The sequence below is a fragment of the Nocardia sp. CA-119907 genome (assembly GCF_050955995.1).
Classification (GTDB): domain Bacteria; phylum Actinomycetota; class Actinomycetes; order Mycobacteriales; family Mycobacteriaceae; genus Nocardia.
The window spans coordinates 2,505,950-2,521,916 of sequence record NZ_CP192091.1; the positions used below are offsets into that span (position 1 = coordinate 2,505,950).

Below are 15,967 nucleotides of genomic sequence, written 5' to 3' on the forward strand. Positions count from 1 at the left end.
GCCGCGGCGGCCAGCTTGTTCGGCGCCCAGCGCACCGAGTCGCTGGGTGGATGTGCACAAGGTTGTCCCTGGAAGGATGGTCATGAGCGCAGGCTTATCCGCGCCGCTTGCGGCGCCCATTGCCTCTTCGGATCTGCTGTCCACTGAGCACGTCGGTGAACGATTCCGCATTGCCATGGTTGTTCCGCCCTACTTCGACGTACCGCCGAAGGCCTACGGGGGCGTCGAGGCGGTTGTCGCCGATTTGGTCGATGCACTGGTTGCCCGCGGACACGACGTGACTTTGTTCGGTGCCGGTGAGGCCGGCACCAAGGCTAAGTTCATCCCGGTCTGGGATCGCGCATTGCCCGAACGGCTCGGCGAGCCGTTTCCCGAAGTCGTCCACGCATTGAAGGTGCGAAGGGCGATCGAGCAGATAGCGAGCACCTCCGGGGTGGATCTGGTGCACGACCACACCTTTGCCGGACCACTGAACGCCCCGGCGTATATGGATCTCGGCCTGCCGACGGTGGTGACCGTGCACGGCCCGGTCGACGAGGGCGATTCCCGCCGGTACTACCGCGAATTGGGCAGGGAAGTGTCGCTGGTGGCCATCAGCGACCGGCAGCGCGAATTGGCTCCGGATCTGAATTGGGTCGGTCGCGTACACAACGCCCTGCATGTCGATCAGTGGCCGTTCCAAGTGGAAAAGGGCGACTACGCACTGTTCCTCGGGCGCTTCACCGAGACCAAGGGGCCGCATCTGGCGTTGCAAGCCGCGCACGAGGCCGGTATCCCGCTGGTGCTCGCCGGCAAGTGCAGTGAACCGCCCGAGCAGGCGTATTTCGAGAAAGAGGTGCGTCCGCTGCTGACCGAACGAGATCATCTGTTCGGCATGGCCGACGCGACGGCCAAGCGCAAACTGCTCGCGAACGCACGCTGCCTGCTGTTCCCCATCAGGTGGGAGGAACCGTTCGGCATGGTGATGATCGAAGCGATGGTCTGCGGCACGCCGGTGGTCGCGTTGCGCGGCGGCGCGGTCGAGGAAGTCGTCATCGACGGTGTCACGGGCCGGATCTGCGATGATCCCGCCGAATTGCCTGCCGCGATAGAGGAAGTGCGCGATGTGGATCCGGCCGTGTGCCGCGCGCATGTCGAGGCGAACTTCGGCGCGGGTCCGCTGGGCCGCGGCTATGAGCAGGTCTATCACCAGCTCTTGCGTTCGCGGCGACAGGCTCGTGCCGCACGATTGCTCGGGGAGACGATGCCGGTCCGGATTGCCGCGAGCGAACGAGTATGACCGCAGAAGTCGGCAGTACGCCGAGTCCCGCGCCGCTGAATGCCGGTGAGCCAACGGGATTCGGCGGCTGCGGGGGGTCGGTGACCTTGGTCGAGGGCGGCACCTTCTGTCTGTCGAATCGGCTCGGCGATGTCGAACCGGGCCGACCGCACGGGCTGTTCTTCCGGGACACCCGCGTCATCTCCCGCTGGGAGTTGCTGGTGGACGGCATGCCTGCCGAATCGCTATCGGTGATCAGCCCGGAGGCGTTCGCCGCCAGATTCGTCCTGCGCCGACCGCCGCATGCGGGAATGGCCGACAGCACACTGCTGGTGGTGCGCGAACGTCTCGTCGCCGACGGCATGCACGAGATACTGAGCCTGCAGAATATGGGCAGGGAGGCCACCGCGGTCGCCTTGGAACTGCATGTCGACGCCGATTTCGTCGACCTGTTCGCGGTCAAGGAAGGCCGCGCCGCACACGGTCGGGCCGAGGTCACGGTGGCCGAAGGGGAATTGCTGCTGCACGACCGCGCCGATCGGACCCGCGGGCTCTCGGTCTCGGCGACCATCGAGCCCGCATTCCTGCCCGGCACGCTGGTCTGGCGGGTTGTCGTCCTGCCCGGCGAAACCTGGCAGACCGAGATCGTGGCCCAGCCGACGGTCGGCAATCAGCGGGTGCAGGCGCCACTGGCGCCGGGGGAGCACCATGGGCTCAGTGCGCCGAGTCGGAAGATGGCGGCCTGGCGGCATACCGCGACGAAGATCACCGCGGCGGATCCGGTGCTGACTCAGGTGTTGCGGCGTTCGGAAAGTGACCTGGGCGCCTTGCAGATTCACGACGAAACCGGCGAGAGTCGTCCGTTCGTCGCGGCGGGGGCGCCGTGGTTCATGACCCTGTTCGGCCGGGACAGTCTGCTCACCGCGTGGATGGCGCTGCCGTTGGAAGCCGATCTCGCGCTGGGCACGCTGCAGCAGCTGGCCGAATTGCAGGGGCAGTGTGTCGATCCGCTCACCGAGGAGGAGCCGGGGCGGATCATGCACGAAATGCGTCGCGGCCCGGCCAGCGGGCATGTGCTCGGCGGCAGCACCTATTACGGAACCGCCGACGCCACCCCACTTTTCGTGATGCTGCTGGCGGAATGTCATCGGTGGGGTACCGATCCGGAGGTCATCAAGGCACTGCTGCCCGCGGCCGACGCCGCGGTGCAGTGGATCACCGAATTCGGCGACCGCGACGGCGACGGCTTCATCGAATACCGTCGCGCCACCGACCGCGGCCTGTCCAATCAGGGCTGGAAGGACAGCTTCGACGGAATCAACGATGCCGCAGGACATCTCGCGGAGGCGCCGATCGCGCTGTGTGAGGTGCAGGGTTACGCGTATGCCGCGCTGCAGGCTCGCGCGGAGTTGGCCGCGGCGTTCGACGACCTGAGTGCCGCGACTCGGTTGCGCGAGCGCGCCGCCGAACTGCGCGGCAAATTCGCCGAACAGTTCTGGCTGCCGGGCCGGGGGTGGTACGCGGTCGCACTGGACGGCCGCAAACAGCACGTCGACGCCCTGACCAGCAATGCGGCGCAGTGTCTCTGGACCGGCATCGTCACCGACGAGCATGCCGCCGAACTCGTCGAGCGGCTCGCGGGCCCGGAAATGGACACCGGATTCGGGCTGCGCACGCTCGCATCGTCGATGGGTGCCTACAACCCGATGAGCTATCACTGCGGTTCGGTCTGGCCGCATGACACCGCGATCGCCGTCGCGGGTCTACTGCGCTACCGGCACATACCGGGCGCGGTCGACCTCGCGACCCGACTCGCGTGCGGATTACTCGATGCGGCGGCGTCTTTCGGCGGTCGGCTACCCGAGCTGTTCTGCGGATTTCCACGCGACCAGTTCGCGGTTCCGGTCCCGTATCCGACCTCCTGCTCACCACAGGCCTGGGCGAGTGCGGCACCGCTGCTACTGGTGCGCGCCTTCTTCGGTTTGGATCCCGACGTACCCGCGCGGACGCTCACCGTGCATCCGCAGCTGCCATCGGTATGGGGCAGGGTTGCGCTGAGCGATCTGAAGTTGGATTCGGTGACCGTCGATCTGGTTGCGGAGGGTGATCAGATCACTGCCGCGCGTGTACCCGATGACTGGCAGTTGATCACCCGGTGAGGATCACTCGCGCGGGATCGGGTATGCCTGCCATGTAAATGGCATGCTTCTCCACTGATACTCGCAGGCTGGAGGTGCACGATGCAGACATCACTGGATATCAGGGATCTGTGGATCACACAGCACCGTGATTGCACCGCGGAGCCCATCATGGATCTCGATCTAGACCGGGCACGGTTCATCTGCAGTACCCATGCGGGGCACGGCCCGCAATGCCGTCAGTATCTCGCCGCCGCGGCGTTTTGTTTCGGTTGCGTCGAGGAGGCCTGACCGGAATACGAGAAGCGCCCATTCCCGCAGTGATCCAGTGGATTCCGTTCGGGAATGGGCGCTCGTGCCGGGGTTGGACCTACCCGCGGAACGGGTAGCGGCGGTCCAGGTCGAGGTTCAGCTCGACCACGTTGACGCGCGGTTCACCGAGGAAGCCCAGGGTGCGGCCGTCGGTGTGGGCGTCGACGATTTCGCGCATCTGATCCGCGGAGATATTGCGCGCCTTGGCGACTCGCGCCACCTGGATGGCCGCGTACTCCGGTGAGATATGCGGGTCGAGGCCGCTACCGCTCGCGGTGACCGCATCGGTGGGGACCGGGGTGTCGGTCGATGCGTTGCCGTAGATCGGGGTGATCCGGCCGACGGAGTAGTCCTCGCCTGGTTTGGCGCATTCGACCTCGACACCCTTGTAGGTGTCGAGGAACGGCGTCGCCGGGCACGCCTCGTTGACGCTGACGACCTGCACCGGATGCGATACCTCGCCGTCGGCATCGCGTGGTCCGATCACCGAGAGCACCGCGCCCACGCCGTCTTTGGTGCAGAACGGACGGCTACCGTCGACCCCCTCACGGTCACCGATCGCCTTGCTGCGCGAGCACACGGTGGACAGCAGGCTCAACTTCACCTTCGCCGGATCTCTGTCCACAGTGTCCACAATGATCTCCGGGCCGAGGTTGGACGCAGCGGTGGACAGCGGGTCGTAGCCGTCACCGGCCGCCGACGGGCGGCTCTGGAAGTACTGCACCAGTGCGTTGCCGTCCTTATCGGTGAACGACTGCCCGATCAGGCTGGAGCCGACGATCTTGCCGTCGACCTCGATCAGCGATCCGTCCGCCTTATCGTGCAGGCCCGGAATCTGGGCGACCGCGAAAACCGCCAGCGGGTAGACGATTCCGGTGATCGCGGTGAGCACCAGCAGCGCACGCAACGCGGCCAGGTGCTGCCGGATCCAAGTTGACATACGCATATCAGGACATCCCGGGGAGGAGTTGGACAACGAGGTCGATGAGCTTGATGCCGATGAACGGTGCGACGATGCCGCCGAGGCCGTAGATCGTCAGATTGCGGGTCAATAGTTTCGACGCGTTGGTCGGCGTGTAGTTCACCCCGCGCAGCGCCAATGGGATCAACGCGATGATGACCAGTGCGTTGAAGATGACCGCCGACAGGATCGCCGACTGCGGGCTCGCAAGACGCATGACGTTGAGCAGGTCGAGGCCGGGGAACAGCGCGACGAACAACGCGGGAATGATCGCGAAGTACTTGGCGATGTCGTTGGCGATCGAGAAGGTGGTCAGCGCACCGCGGGTGATGAGCAGCTGCTTGCCGATCTCCACGATCTCGATGAGCTTGGTCGGATCCGAATCCAGATCGACCATATTTCCGGCCTCTTTGGCCGCCGAGGTGCCGGTGTTCATCGCGACGCCGACATCGGCCTGGGCGAGTGCGGGAGCGTCATTGGTGCCGTCTCCGGTCATGGCGACCAGACGGCCGCCGTCCTGTTCCTTCTTGATCAGCGCCAGTTTGTCCTCTGGTGTGGCCTCCGCCAGGAAGTCGTCGACACCGGCCTCGTCGGCAATTGCCTTGGCGGTCAACGGGTTGTCGCCGGTGATCATCACCGTGCGGATGCCCATGCGGCGCATCTCGTCGAAGCGCTCCCGCATGCCCTGCTTGACAACGTCTTTCAGGTGGATGACGCCGAGCAGCCGGGCCTTGCCGTCGTTGACCTCACCGACGACCAGCGGGGTACCGCCCGAGGCCGAGATGCCGTCGACGATCACGCCGAGATGGCCGGGTACGTCCCCGCCTTGTGCGCGAACCCATTCCGTCACGGCGCTCGCGGCTCCCTTGCGCAGCTGGTGGCCGTCCTGCAGGTTCACGCCCGACATGCGGGTCTGGGCGGTGAATTCCACCCAGGTCGCACCTTTGAGCTCACCGGGTGTGCGTTCGCGTTTGTTGAACGCCTGCTTGGCGTAGACGACGATGGAGCGACCCTCCGGGGTTTCGTCGGCGAGGCTGGAAAGTTGTGCGGCGTCGGCCAATGCGTCATCGGGGACACCGGGCATCGGCACGAATTCCGAGGCTTGGCGGTTGCCGAGGGTGATGGTGCCGGTTTTGTCCAGCAGCAGGGTGTTCACGTCACCGGCGGCCTCGACGGCACGGCCGGACATGGCGAGCACATTGCGCTGCACCAGCCGGTCCATACCGGCGATGCCGATGGCCGACAGCAGGGCGCCGATGGTGGTCGGGATCAGACACACCAGCAGCGAGACCATGACGATTCCGGTGACGCCGTGCACGTCCAGTGCCGAAGTATCGGGCACTCCTGGGTTGTTCGACTTGGAGAAGATCGCCAAGGGCTGCAGGGTGGCGACCGCGAAGACGAAGATGATCGTGAGCGCGGCGAGCAGGATGTTCAGCGCGATCTCGTTCGGCGTCTTCTGCCGCGATGCGCCCTCGACGAGCGCGATCATCTTGTCGATGAAGCTCGCGCCCGGCTCCTGGGTGATCTTGACGATGATCCGGTCGGACAGCACCGTGGTGCCGCCGGTGACCGCCGAGCGGTCGCCGCCGGATTCCCGGATGACCGGGGCCGATTCGCCGGTGATGGCCGACTCGTCCACCGAGGCAATGCCGTCCACGACATCGCCGTCACCCGGAATGACCTGGCCCGCCTCGACGACGACATAGTCGCCGCGTTGCAGCGCGGGTGCGCCGACGCTCTCCTCGACGATCCGCGCGCCGGGCGACCAGTTGACCAGTCGCCGAGCCATGGTGTCGGTCTTGGCTTTACGCAGGGTATCGGCCTGCGCCTTACCCCGTCCCTCGGCGACCGCCTCGGCCAGATTGGCGAATATGACGGTGAGCCAGAGCCATACGACGATCGCCCAGGCGAAGAACGTCGGCTTGGTCAGCGCGAGCACGGTCGACCAGACCGCGCCGATCTCGACGATGAGCATCACCGGATTGCGCCACATGACGCGCGGATCGAGCTTTTTCACCGCATCGGGAATGGATGTCAGCAGCATCTTCGGGTCGAGTACGCCCCGCTGGACGCCACGTTTGCTCTTGGGGACCGATGCGGTGTTCGGTTCGGTTGTCGTAGTGGACATTTCAGTGGATTCCTTCGGCGAGCGGCCCGAGTGCGAGTGCGGGCAGGAAGGTCAGCGCGACCAGGATCACGGTGACGCCGACGACCATGCCGACGAACTGCGGCCGGTGCGTCGGCAGCGTGCCGATCGATTCGGGGGTCTGCCCCTGCTGGGCGAGCGAACCGGCGAGGGCCAGTACGAAGATGATCGGCAGGAAGCGGCCGAAGACCATGGCCAGGCCGAGTGCGGTGTTGTACCACTCGGTATCGCCGGTCAGACCCGCGAAGGCGGAGCCGTTGTTGTTGGCCGCGGAGGTGAAGGCGTAGAGCACCTCCGAGAGCCCGTGCGGTCCGGAATTGAGCATTCCGGCGCGCTGCCCCGGCATGGCCATCGCGGCTGCCGTACCCACCAGCACGATGAGCGGGCTGATCAAGAAATACGAAGCGGCGAGCTTGATTTCGCGGGGTGTGATCTTCTTGCCGAGGTATTCCGGGGTGCGGCCGACCATGAGACCGGCGACGAAAACCGTGATCACCGCGAGGATGAGCATGCCGTACAGACCCGAACCGGTACCGCCGGGGGCGACCTCACCCAGCTGCATGTTGAACATCGTCATCATGCCGCCGAGGCTGGTGTAGGAGTCGTGGAAAGAGTCCACCGCGCCGGTCGAAGTCAGCGTGGTCGCGGACGCGAAGGTCGCGGAATCCGCGACACCGAAGCGGGTTTCCACACCTTCGAGGGATGCGCCGATCGCGGTGGGGACGGTGCCGTGGTGCTGCAGCTGGAACAAATTCTGCAATGTCACGCTGATCAGCGCGATGGTGCCCATCACCGCCACGATCGCATAGCCCTGGCGCTTGCTGCCGACCATGCGGCCGAAGGTGCGCGGCAGCGAGAAGCTGATCACCAACAGCAGGAAGATCTCTACCCAGTTGGTCCAGGTCGTCGGGTTCTCGAACGGGTGGGCAGAGTTCGCGTTGTAGAAGCCACCGCCGTTGGTGCCGAGTTCCTTGATCACTTCCTGGCTGGCCACGGGGCCGCCGGTGATCGATTGCTCGGTGCCGTTGAGTGTCTGCGCGACCTGGTCGTGCAGGTGGAAGTTCTGAATCGCGCCACCGGCGACCAGCACGATCGCGAAAACGAACGCGATCGGCAACAGGATGCGAATGGTGCCGCGGACCAGGTCTACCCAGAAGTTGCCGAGGTCGCCGGTATGCCTGCGGGCGAAGCCGCGCACCAGCGCGACCGCAACGGCCATACCGACCGCCGCGGAGACGAAGTTCTGCACCGCGAGTCCGGCCATCTGGACCAGATGGCCCTGCGTCGACTCACCGGAGTAGTTCTGCCAGTTCGTATTCGTCACGAAGCTGACCGCGGTATTCCAGGCCAGCGCCGGAGTCATCTCGGTGCCGGGATCGTGCAGGTGCAGCGGCAGCTTGCCCTGGATCAGCTGGAGAAAGAACAGGAACAGCACACTGACCGCGGAGAACGCCAGCACACTGCGGGCGTAGACACCCCAGGTCTGCTCCACCTCGGGGTGCACGCCGATGGCCTTGTAGATGACCCGCTCGGCGCGCGAGTGCTTCTTTGCGCTGTAGACCCGGAACATGTAATCGCCGAGCGGCACATGCACCAGGGCGAGCGCGATGATCAGGGCCGCCAGGAACGCGATCCCCGCTGTGGTCGTGTTCACCTAGAACCTCTCGGGGAAAAACAGCGCCGCCACCATGTAGACGGCGATGACAATGGCCAGAGCTAGACCGATCAGGTTCGCGATCACAGCTTCTCCACCCCACGCTGGATCAAGCCCAGCAGCGCGAAGATCGCCACGGTAAGCACCGTGAACACCACGACAGACATTTACACAACCTCCATTGGCGCTCCATGCACAGAGCGCGACAGGGTGAGTCAAGCGGTCATTCGAGCTGGTGCCGAGGGTGTTTACGGGTCCTTAGCGGACCATTGGAGAGCATTGACGGTTCATTTACGCGAACCGTTCGGCCACGGTTGAAAGGATGCCGTCAAGGTCGGCCGACAAGCCGTCAACACACCGTAAAGATCGAGATGGGCGGCCTATATGGGGGTAGAAAGTCAAGGTCCGGCCATGCGGAGCAATCCAGCGCAACCGGGTTCGATATCGGTTGGTGAAAGGGTTGTCATGTCGGCTGTAACGGTCGCGGTGATCATCGGATTTGTGTTGTGCGCGCTGGCCATCCGCGCGCTATCGACGGTCGTGGCGGCGCGCGACGCGGGGGCGTGGCAATCCGTCGCGACAGACCCGGTACGGATCGCCGGCGACACGCCGTGGCGCGCGATGATAAAAGAGTGAAACGCGGCCAACTGCGCATCTACCTCGGTGCGGCCCCGGGAGTCGGTAAGACCTACGCGATGTTGGGCGAGGCCCATCGCCGACTCGAACGTGGCCGCGACGTGGTAGCTGGGGTAGTGGAGACACACGGTCGGGCCAAGACCGCCGAGCTGTTGGCAGGTATCGAGCGGATTCCACCGCGCATGGTGGCCTACCGCGGCACCACGCTGCCCGAACTCGATGTGGAGGCGGTGCTGCGGCGTCAGCCCACGGTGGTGCTGGTCGACGAACTCGCCCATACCAATGCGCCCGGCAGCAAACACGAGAAGCGCTGGCAGGACGTCGAGGATTTGCTGAACGCGGGGATCGATGTGATCTCGACGGTCAATGTGCAGCATCTGGAGAGCCTCAATGACGTCGTCGAGCAGATCACCGGCATTCAGCAGAAGGAGACGGTGCCCGACGCCGTGGTGCGCAGTGCCGACCAGGTCGAACTGGTCGACATCACACCGGAGGCGTTGCGGCGCAGGCTGTCCCACGGCAATGTCTACGCCGCGGACAGAGTCGACGCGGCCCTGCGCAACTACTTCCGGCCCGGTAACCTCACCGCGCTGCGCGAGTTGGCGCTGCTGTGGCTGGCCGACCAGGTCGACGCGGCCCTGGCGAAATACCGTGCCGATCACAAGATCACGGATCTGTGGGAGGCACGCGAACGCGTCGTCGTCGCGGTGACCGGCGGTCCCGAGTCGGAGACCGTGGTGCGCCGGGCCAGCCGGATCGCGACGAAATCCAGTGCCGAGCTGATGCTGCTGCATGTAGTGCGCGGCGATGGACTGGCGGGTGTGTCGGCGGAGCGGCTGGCCCGATTGCGGGAACTGGCCGCCAGTCTGGACGCTTCGCTGCATACGGTTACCGGCGATGATGTGCCGAATACGCTGCTGGAGTTCGCCCGCGAGGTGAACGCGACGCAGTTGGTGATCGGCACGTCCCGGCGCTCGCGCTGGGCGCGCATGCTCGACGAAGGCATCGGCTCCGCCGTGGTGCAGGCCTCCGGCAAGATCGACGTGCACATGGTCACCCACGAGGAAGCCCATCGTGGCATGCGCCGCTACTCGCTGATGCCGCGGGAGCCGATCCGGGCCTGGCTGGCGGCCTTCCTGGTGCCGATGCTGGTCTCGGTCATCTGCTCCCTGGTCGACGGTTATCTCGAACTCGGCGGTCTCAGCGCGCTGTTCTTCATCGGCGTTGTCGCGGTCGCGCTGCTCGGCGGTGTGGTCCCCGCAGCACTGTCGGCGCTGCTGTCGGGCATGCTGTTGAACTGGTTCTTCGTCGAACCGCGCTACAGCCTCACCATTGCCGAACCGGACAGTTTCGTCACGGTGGTGGTGTTGCTGATCGTCGCGGTGGCGGTCGCGGCGCTGGTGGATGTGGCCGCCAAACAGACCCGCCAGGCACGCCGCGCCTCCCACCAGGCCGAGTTGCTGACCCTGTTCGCCGGTGCCGTGCTGCACGGAGCTGATCTGCCCAATCTGCTGGAACAGGTCCGCGAGACCTATGGCCTGCGCGCGGTCAGCATGCAGTGCGGCGATGAGGTGATCGCCGCGGTCGGTACGAGTCCGCCGCAGCGCGCATCCGAGGCCGAGACCGCCATCCAGGCGGGCGATGCCACGAGCTGGTTGCTGCTGGCGGGACGGCCGCTGGCCGCAACCGACCGACCGGTCCTCAACGCGGTCGCCAACCAGGCGGCCGGACTGGTCCGGCAATCTCGGCTCGCCGAGGAGGCCAGCGCCGCCGCGGCATTGCTCGAGGCCGACCGGTTGCGCCGGGCGCTGTTGTCCGCGGTGAGCCACGACCTGCGCACCCCGCTGGCCGGGGCCAAGGCCGCGGTGTCCAGCCTGCGCAGCGATGACATCGAGTTCTCGCCCGAGGACACCGTCGAACTGCTGGAAACGATCGAGGAGTCGGTGGATCAGCTGACCGCGCTCGTCGGCAATCTGCTCGATTCGTCGCGTCTGGCGGTCGGTGTCATACAGCCGCAGTTCCGCCGGGTGTATATGGACGAGGTGGTGCACCAAGCCCTGGTGAGCGTCGGCATGGGCGCGCGCGGGCTGCGGCGTGCGGCCATGGATCGGGTGAAGGTGGAGGTCGGCGAGGTCTCGGTGCGGGCCGATAGCGGTCTGCTGGAGCGCGTGCTCGCCAATCTGATCGATAACGCGCTGCGGCATTCGACGCGCGACACACCCGTGCGGGTGACCGCGGAACGCGACGGCGACCGCGTGTCTATCGCCGTGATCGATGTCGGCCCCGGTGTGCCGGCAGGGGCCGAGGAGCAATTGTTCGAGCCGTTCCAGCGGCTCGGCGACCGCGACAACACCACCGGTGTCGGGCTCGGCCTGTCGGTGGTGCGCGGATTCGTCGAGGCGATGGGCGGCACTGTGCACGCCGAACCGACACCGGGCGGAGGATTGACCATGATCGTGGACCTGCCTGCCGACGAAACCGCAGTGAGCGGCCGATGATGATCACAACCGATGTGGAAGCACCGTCGCCCCGGACCGCACAGGAAGTCGTGATGACCGACAAGACGCAGGACGCACCGTCGACCAAGGTGCTGGTGGTCGATGACGAACCGCAGATCGTGCGCGCCCTGCGCATCAACCTGTCGGTGCGCGGCTATGAGGTGATCACGGCGGGCACCGGCGCCGCCGCACTGCGCGCGGCCGCCGATAAGCATCCCGATGTGGTCATCTTGGATCTCGGCCTGCCGGATATGGACGGCATCGAGGTTTTGGCCGGACTGCGCGGCTGGTCCGCCGCGCCGGTGATCGTGCTCTCGGCGCGGACCGATTCGACCGACAAGGTGGAGGCGCTGGACGCGGGCGCGGACGACTACGTCACCAAACCGTTCGGTATGGATGAACTGCTGGCGCGGCTGCGGGCCGCGGTCCGGCGCGGGGCCACCGATACCGATACCGCCGATCCGGTGGTGGTGACCTCTTCGTTCACCGTCGACCTGGCCGCGAAGAAGGTCACCAAGAACGGTCAGCCGGTGCATCTGACCCCGACCGAGTGGGGGATGCTCGAGATGCTGGTCCGCAATCGGGGCAAGCTGGTCGGGCGGCGTGAGCTGCTGCGTGAGGTATGGGGGCCGTCGTATGCCACCGAAACCCACTATCTGCGGGTATATCTCGCACAGTTGCGGCGCAAGCTCGAGGTCGATCCGTCGAATCCGAAGCATCTGCTGACCGAGGCGGGTATGGGGTACCGCTTCCAGGAGTGAATCGGGCACTGGTCGGTTGCGCCGGAGGTTCGCGCCATCCGGTCGACGGCTGCTGTCTCGGACGTCACCGTGCGGGGCGGGCGGTCCGTGGAATGGTCTCCGGGGGGCGTGACGTTCCCGGGGGTGAGCTGTTCCGTACCGAGATGGCAGGATCGAAACCATGGCTGACCAGACCACCGCATCCGCGACCCCGACTACCGCGCCCGCCGCGGCCGAGCCGACCGAGCTGTGGGTCGAGCGCACCGGGACCAGGGCGTACACCGGCCGCAGCTCGCGCGGTGCCGAGGTATTGATCGCATCGCAGGGCGTACCGGGCGCGTTCACCCCGGGTGAGCTGCTGAAGATCGCCCTGGCGGGCTGCTCCGGACTGAGTGCGGACTTCCCGCTCTCGCGCAAGTTGGGTGACAGCTTCGACGCGATCATCCGCGTTTCCGGCGACGCCGACCGCGAGAACGAGGTGTACCCCCAGCTCGACGAGGTGTTCGAACTCGACCTCAGCGAGCTGGACGAGCAGGCGCGCGAGCGGTTGCTGGTCACTGTCCAGCGCGCCATCGACAAGGTCTGCACCGTCGGCCGGACGCTGAAGGCGGGTGCCAAGGTGACATTGACCTTCGATATCGAGGCGTGATGGCGCAGCCGCACCCGGAACAGGTCCGGCTGAGCGCGTGGGTGCACGGTTACGTGCAGGGCGTCGGCTTCCGCTGGTGGACTCGTTCGCGGGCGCTGGCGCTCGGTGTGGTCGGACACGCCACCAATTCGCGCGACGGCCGGGTGCATGTGGTGGCCGAGGGGCCACGACCCGCATGCGAAATGTTGCTGGATCTCTTGCGTTCGGGTGATACACCTGGTCGGGTTGACCTGGTTGTGGAAAGCTGGGAACCCGCGCGGGGCGATTTGTCCGGATTCGAGGAGCGTTAGTGGTAGGTGCGACGACCCAGGGACGTGATCGTTGAGTACGGGGGGTCCGGGTACGGGAGACGATGCGGAGCAGTCCGGTGCGCCTGATTCGACGTCGGGCGCTGATGCCGCTGGATCGCGGTCGGCCGCGCCGGAATCCGCACCGGGAGTCCCTTCGGCACCGGCCACTGGTGCATCGCCATCCGGACCGGGATCAGCGCCGGGCCCGGACGAATCCACCGCAGCTCCTGGCTCCGCAGACCACGAATCCGCAACGCCCCCACCGGTTCCGCCGGGCACCGAGCCCCGTCGGTTCGGAACACCGCCGCGCGCGGGCAGCATCCAGCGCCAAGAGCCCGGCGTAACCCAGCCTCGTCCGCCGACGGTGGCCGAGGCGCGGGCGCGGGACAAGGCTCGCAAGCGCGCCGAGGAGGCGCAGCAGGCCGCCGCGGCCGCCGCCGAGCACAAGAAGCGCACCCGCAAGCGCGTGCTCATCGGCGGTGTCGCCATTGTCGGTGTCGCGGGGTTGGTCGGCGGCGGCTACCTCGCCTATAAAGCGCTGACCAAACCCGACGAGGTGACCGCGTACTGCACCGTGATCGATCAGAACGGTCAGGAGATCGTCGAACCCGACGACCAGTGCGAGACGGCCTCGAACGCCGTCGGGTCCGGGGCGGGCGGCGCGCACATGCTCAGCAATGGGATCTTCATCTACAACGGCAGCCAATACCGCTACTACTACGGCGGCAACAACACCGTCGGCAAACCACCGACGGGCGGAACCACGGTGCAGCCCAAGGGCGCTCAGATCACGACCAAGAGCGGCAGCACCGTTACCCGCGGCGGCCTCGGCACCAGTAGCAAGAGCGGCGGCGGTGGTTCGTAATGCGGCGCGTACACGGTACCCCGCGACCGGGGTGGCAGCAGATCATCGAAGGGCAGGGGCTGGTCTACGGCGCGCCGGGCCGGGATGCGAGCGGTCTGCCCCGGCCGTACTGGGACGAATCGGTGCACTACGAATTCGAGATGTCGGAGATCCTCGCGCTGGAGGCCGACGTCGAATTGCTGCATTCGATGTGCCTGAATGCCGTCGAGCATGTCGTGCTGACCGAGCGGTACAAGGATTTCGGTCTGCCCGAATGGAGTTGGGGCCCGATCGCCGAATCGTGGCGGCGCAGTGACCCGCACGTCTACGGGCGCTTCGATCTGAGATACGACGCGCGCCGCCCGGCGAAACTATTGGAGTACAACGCCGATACGCCGACATCACTGCTCGAGGCCGCAATTGTGCAGTGGCACTGGCTGACCGCGCGCTATCCCGACGGCGATCAGTGGAATTCATTGCACGAGAAGCTGGTCGAGCGCTGGACCGAGCTGCGCGACATCCTGCCCTCGGTGCAACTGCACTTCACCTGGTCCGGTGCGGACGCCACCGGCGAGGACAATGTCACCACCGCGTATATGCAGGAGACCGCCGCCGAGGCCGGATTCGACACCATCGCGCTGCCGATCGAGGAGGTCGGATTCGATAGTGAGCTGGAGCGTTTCGTCGATCTGGCCGAGGGCTCGATCGATGCGATCTTCAAGCTCTATCCGTGGGAGTGGGTGCTCGACGACGATTTCGGCAAGCGGGTGGTCGCGAGTCTGCCGCAGACCATGTGGGTCGAGCCGCTGTGGAAGACATTGCTCAGTAATAAGGCGATCCTGGCGGTGCTGTGGGAGATGTACCCCGGACATCCGAATCTGCTGCCCGCCTACCTCGATCAGCCCAATGAGCTCACCGAATACATCCGCAAGCCGAAGCTCGGGCGCGAGGGCGCGAATATGACCATTGTCGGCGCGGGGCTGGAGACCGCGACGGGCGGGGTCTATGGCGAAGAGGGTTTCGTCTACCAATTGCTGGACCCGCTACCGGAATTCGACGATATGCGGCCCGTTCTGGGTGCCTGGATCGTCGGTGACAATGCGGCCGGACTCGGCATTCGCGAGACCGCGGGATTGATCACCGACGACGGCTCCGCCTTTGTCCCGCACCGCATTACGCAATAAGCCAGCACGCGACCTCACCTCGGAAGGATCACGATGACCGCAGTTGCCCTGGAATCGGGTTACTGGAACTCGCTCGGCACCGGCGTTGGAGCCATCATCCTCTACGCCATTGTCGGCTTGGCCCTTATGCTCGTCGGCTTCTACGCCATCGATCTGACCACACCCGGCAAGCTGCGCGCGCTGGTCGCCGCGGGTAAGCCCAATGCCATTATCGTCACCGCCGCGGGCATGGTCAGCATGGCCCTCATCGTGGTGCTCGCGACCTACGCCTCGGCCGGCAAACTCTCCGAGGGGCTCATAGCCGCCAGCGTCTATGGGCTGGTCGGCATTATCGCGCAGGTGATCTCGGTCCGGGTCATCGAGCGGGCACTCGGCATCGATATCGGCGCGGCGCTGGCCGCCGATGCCTACACCACCGAAGTGCTGGTGGTGGCGGCGGCGCATTTCGCGCTCGGTCTGGTCGTCGCCTTCGCCATTCTGTAGTTCGGTTCTCCCGGAATGCCACTGCCGCAGCGGTGGATCGGATCACACGCGGAACCGGCCAAGGACACTCTCGCGGCCATTGAAACCGCTGGCGGACAGGCGGTTTCGTGTATCGGCAGTGTCACCGGCGCCGATCTCGCCGAGCGCTTCGTGCAGCTGCGGCGGCGGTCT

Annotated in this window: 14 protein-coding genes and 1 pseudogene; 11 read left to right on the top strand and 4 right to left on the bottom strand. The window is 65.9% G+C overall.

What is annotated here, in order from left to right:
- Positions 1–175 precede the first annotated feature (175 nt).
- Together ACQP2D_RS11235 and ACQP2D_RS11240 are read left to right on the top strand one after the other, a co-directional pair.
- Positions 176–1,279, top strand: a complete 1,104-nt coding sequence (locus tag ACQP2D_RS11235; protein ID WP_433685610.1) for a glycosyltransferase family 4 protein — start codon at positions 176–178, stop codon at positions 1,277–1,279.
- On the top strand, positions 1,276–3,417 hold the full coding sequence (locus ACQP2D_RS11240) for an amylo-alpha-1,6-glucosidase (protein ID WP_433683653.1): 2,142 nt from the start codon (positions 1,276–1,278) through the stop codon (positions 3,415–3,417). The genes ACQP2D_RS11235 and ACQP2D_RS11240 overlap by 4 nt, the downstream gene beginning before the upstream one ends.
- 349 nt (positions 3,418–3,766) lie before the next feature.
- Here ACQP2D_RS11240 and ACQP2D_RS11245 read toward each other — a convergent pair whose 3' ends face one another.
- Genes ACQP2D_RS11245 through ACQP2D_RS11260 form a run of 4 tightly spaced genes read right to left on the bottom strand, consistent with a single transcriptional unit; the run spans position 3,767 to position 8,559 of the window.
- Positions 3,767–4,654: a potassium-transporting ATPase subunit C gene (locus tag ACQP2D_RS11245; protein ID WP_433683654.1), complete on the bottom strand. Its 888-nt coding sequence runs from the start codon at positions 4,652–4,654 to the stop codon at positions 3,767–3,769.
- A 1-nt stretch (position 4,655) separates the two neighbouring features.
- Positions 4,656–6,800, bottom strand: a complete 2,145-nt coding sequence (gene kdpB, locus ACQP2D_RS11250; protein ID WP_433683655.1) for a potassium-transporting ATPase subunit KdpB — start codon at positions 6,798–6,800, stop codon at positions 4,656–4,658.
- Position 6,801: 1 nt separating this feature from the next.
- Entirely contained in the window at positions 6,802–8,472 is a 1,671-nt protein-coding gene (gene kdpA / locus ACQP2D_RS11255; protein WP_433683656.1) for a potassium-transporting ATPase subunit KdpA, read from the bottom strand.
- Positions 8,473–8,559, bottom strand: coding sequence for a potassium-transporting ATPase subunit F (locus tag ACQP2D_RS11260; protein ID WP_433685611.1), 87 nt, complete (start codon positions 8,557–8,559; stop codon positions 8,473–8,475).
- A 324-nt stretch (positions 8,560–8,883) separates the two neighbouring features.
- Between ACQP2D_RS11260 and ACQP2D_RS11265 the strand changes: the two genes are divergently transcribed.
- From ACQP2D_RS11265 to ACQP2D_RS11305, 9 genes and pseudogenes are all read left to right on the top strand, one after another.
- The gene (locus tag ACQP2D_RS11265) at positions 8,884–9,108 is read left to right on the top strand and encodes a hypothetical protein (protein WP_433683657.1); all 225 of its coding nucleotides are present in this window, start codon (positions 8,884–8,886) and stop codon (positions 9,106–9,108) included.
- On the top strand, positions 9,105–11,606 hold the full coding sequence (locus tag ACQP2D_RS11270; RefSeq protein ID WP_433683658.1) for an ATP-binding protein: 2,502 nt from the start codon (positions 9,105–9,107) through the stop codon (positions 11,604–11,606). The genes ACQP2D_RS11265 and ACQP2D_RS11270 overlap by 4 nt, the downstream gene beginning before the upstream one ends.
- Before the next feature lie 53 nt (positions 11,607–11,659).
- Complete coding sequence (locus ACQP2D_RS11275) at positions 11,660–12,367, top strand: response regulator (RefSeq protein ID WP_433683659.1); 708 nt, start codon at positions 11,660–11,662, stop codon at positions 12,365–12,367.
- Between the two features lie 160 nt (positions 12,368–12,527).
- Positions 12,528–12,995, top strand: coding sequence for an OsmC family protein (locus ACQP2D_RS11280; RefSeq protein ID WP_433683660.1), 468 nt, complete (start codon positions 12,528–12,530; stop codon positions 12,993–12,995).
- Positions 12,995–13,285: an acylphosphatase gene (locus ACQP2D_RS11285; protein ID WP_433683661.1), complete on the top strand. Its 291-nt coding sequence runs from the start codon at positions 12,995–12,997 to the stop codon at positions 13,283–13,285. The genes ACQP2D_RS11280 and ACQP2D_RS11285 overlap by 1 nt, the downstream gene beginning before the upstream one ends.
- 364 nt (positions 13,286–13,649) lie before the next feature.
- Positions 13,650–14,150, top strand: a complete 501-nt coding sequence (locus tag ACQP2D_RS11290; protein ID WP_433683662.1) for a hypothetical protein — start codon at positions 13,650–13,652, stop codon at positions 14,148–14,150.
- Positions 14,150–15,313: a glutathionylspermidine synthase family protein gene (locus ACQP2D_RS11295; protein ID WP_433683663.1), complete on the top strand. Its 1,164-nt coding sequence runs from the start codon at positions 14,150–14,152 to the stop codon at positions 15,311–15,313. The genes ACQP2D_RS11290 and ACQP2D_RS11295 overlap by 1 nt, the downstream gene beginning before the upstream one ends.
- Before the next feature lie 33 nt (positions 15,314–15,346).
- Complete coding sequence (locus ACQP2D_RS11300; protein ID WP_433683664.1) at positions 15,347–15,796, top strand: DUF350 domain-containing protein; 450 nt, start codon at positions 15,347–15,349, stop codon at positions 15,794–15,796.
- Positions 15,797–15,847: 51 nt separating this feature from the next.
- Positions 15,848–15,949: pseudogene (locus ACQP2D_RS11305) on the top strand (3-oxoacyl-ACP reductase); the annotation flags it as partial.
- Positions 15,950–15,967 lie beyond the last annotated feature (18 nt).

Coding starts and splice junctions, on each gene's coding strand:
- ACQP2D_RS11235 (WP_433685610.1), top strand. CDS start 176: ATGGTTGTTCCGCCCTACTTCGACGTACCGCCGAAGGCCTACGGGGGC.
- ACQP2D_RS11240 (WP_433683653.1), top strand. CDS start 1,276: ATGACCGCAGAAGTCGGCAGTACGCCGAGTCCCGCGCCGCTGAATGCC.
- ACQP2D_RS11245 (WP_433683654.1), bottom strand. CDS start 4,654: ATGCGTATGTCAACTTGGATCCGGCAGCACCTGGCCGCGTTGCGTGCG.
- kdpB (WP_433683655.1), bottom strand. CDS start 6,800: ATGTCCACTACGACAACCGAACCGAACACCGCATCGGTCCCCAAGAGC.
- ACQP2D_RS11265 (WP_433683657.1), top strand. CDS start 8,884: ATGCGGAGCAATCCAGCGCAACCGGGTTCGATATCGGTTGGTGAAAGG.
- ACQP2D_RS11275 (WP_433683659.1), top strand. CDS start 11,660: ATGACCGACAAGACGCAGGACGCACCGTCGACCAAGGTGCTGGTGGTC.
- ACQP2D_RS11280 (WP_433683660.1), top strand. CDS start 12,528: ATGGCTGACCAGACCACCGCATCCGCGACCCCGACTACCGCGCCCGCC.
- ACQP2D_RS11285 (WP_433683661.1), top strand. CDS start 12,995: ATGGCGCAGCCGCACCCGGAACAGGTCCGGCTGAGCGCGTGGGTGCAC.
- ACQP2D_RS11295 (WP_433683663.1), top strand. CDS start 14,150: ATGCGGCGCGTACACGGTACCCCGCGACCGGGGTGGCAGCAGATCATC.
- ACQP2D_RS11300 (WP_433683664.1), top strand. CDS start 15,347: ATGACCGCAGTTGCCCTGGAATCGGGTTACTGGAACTCGCTCGGCACC.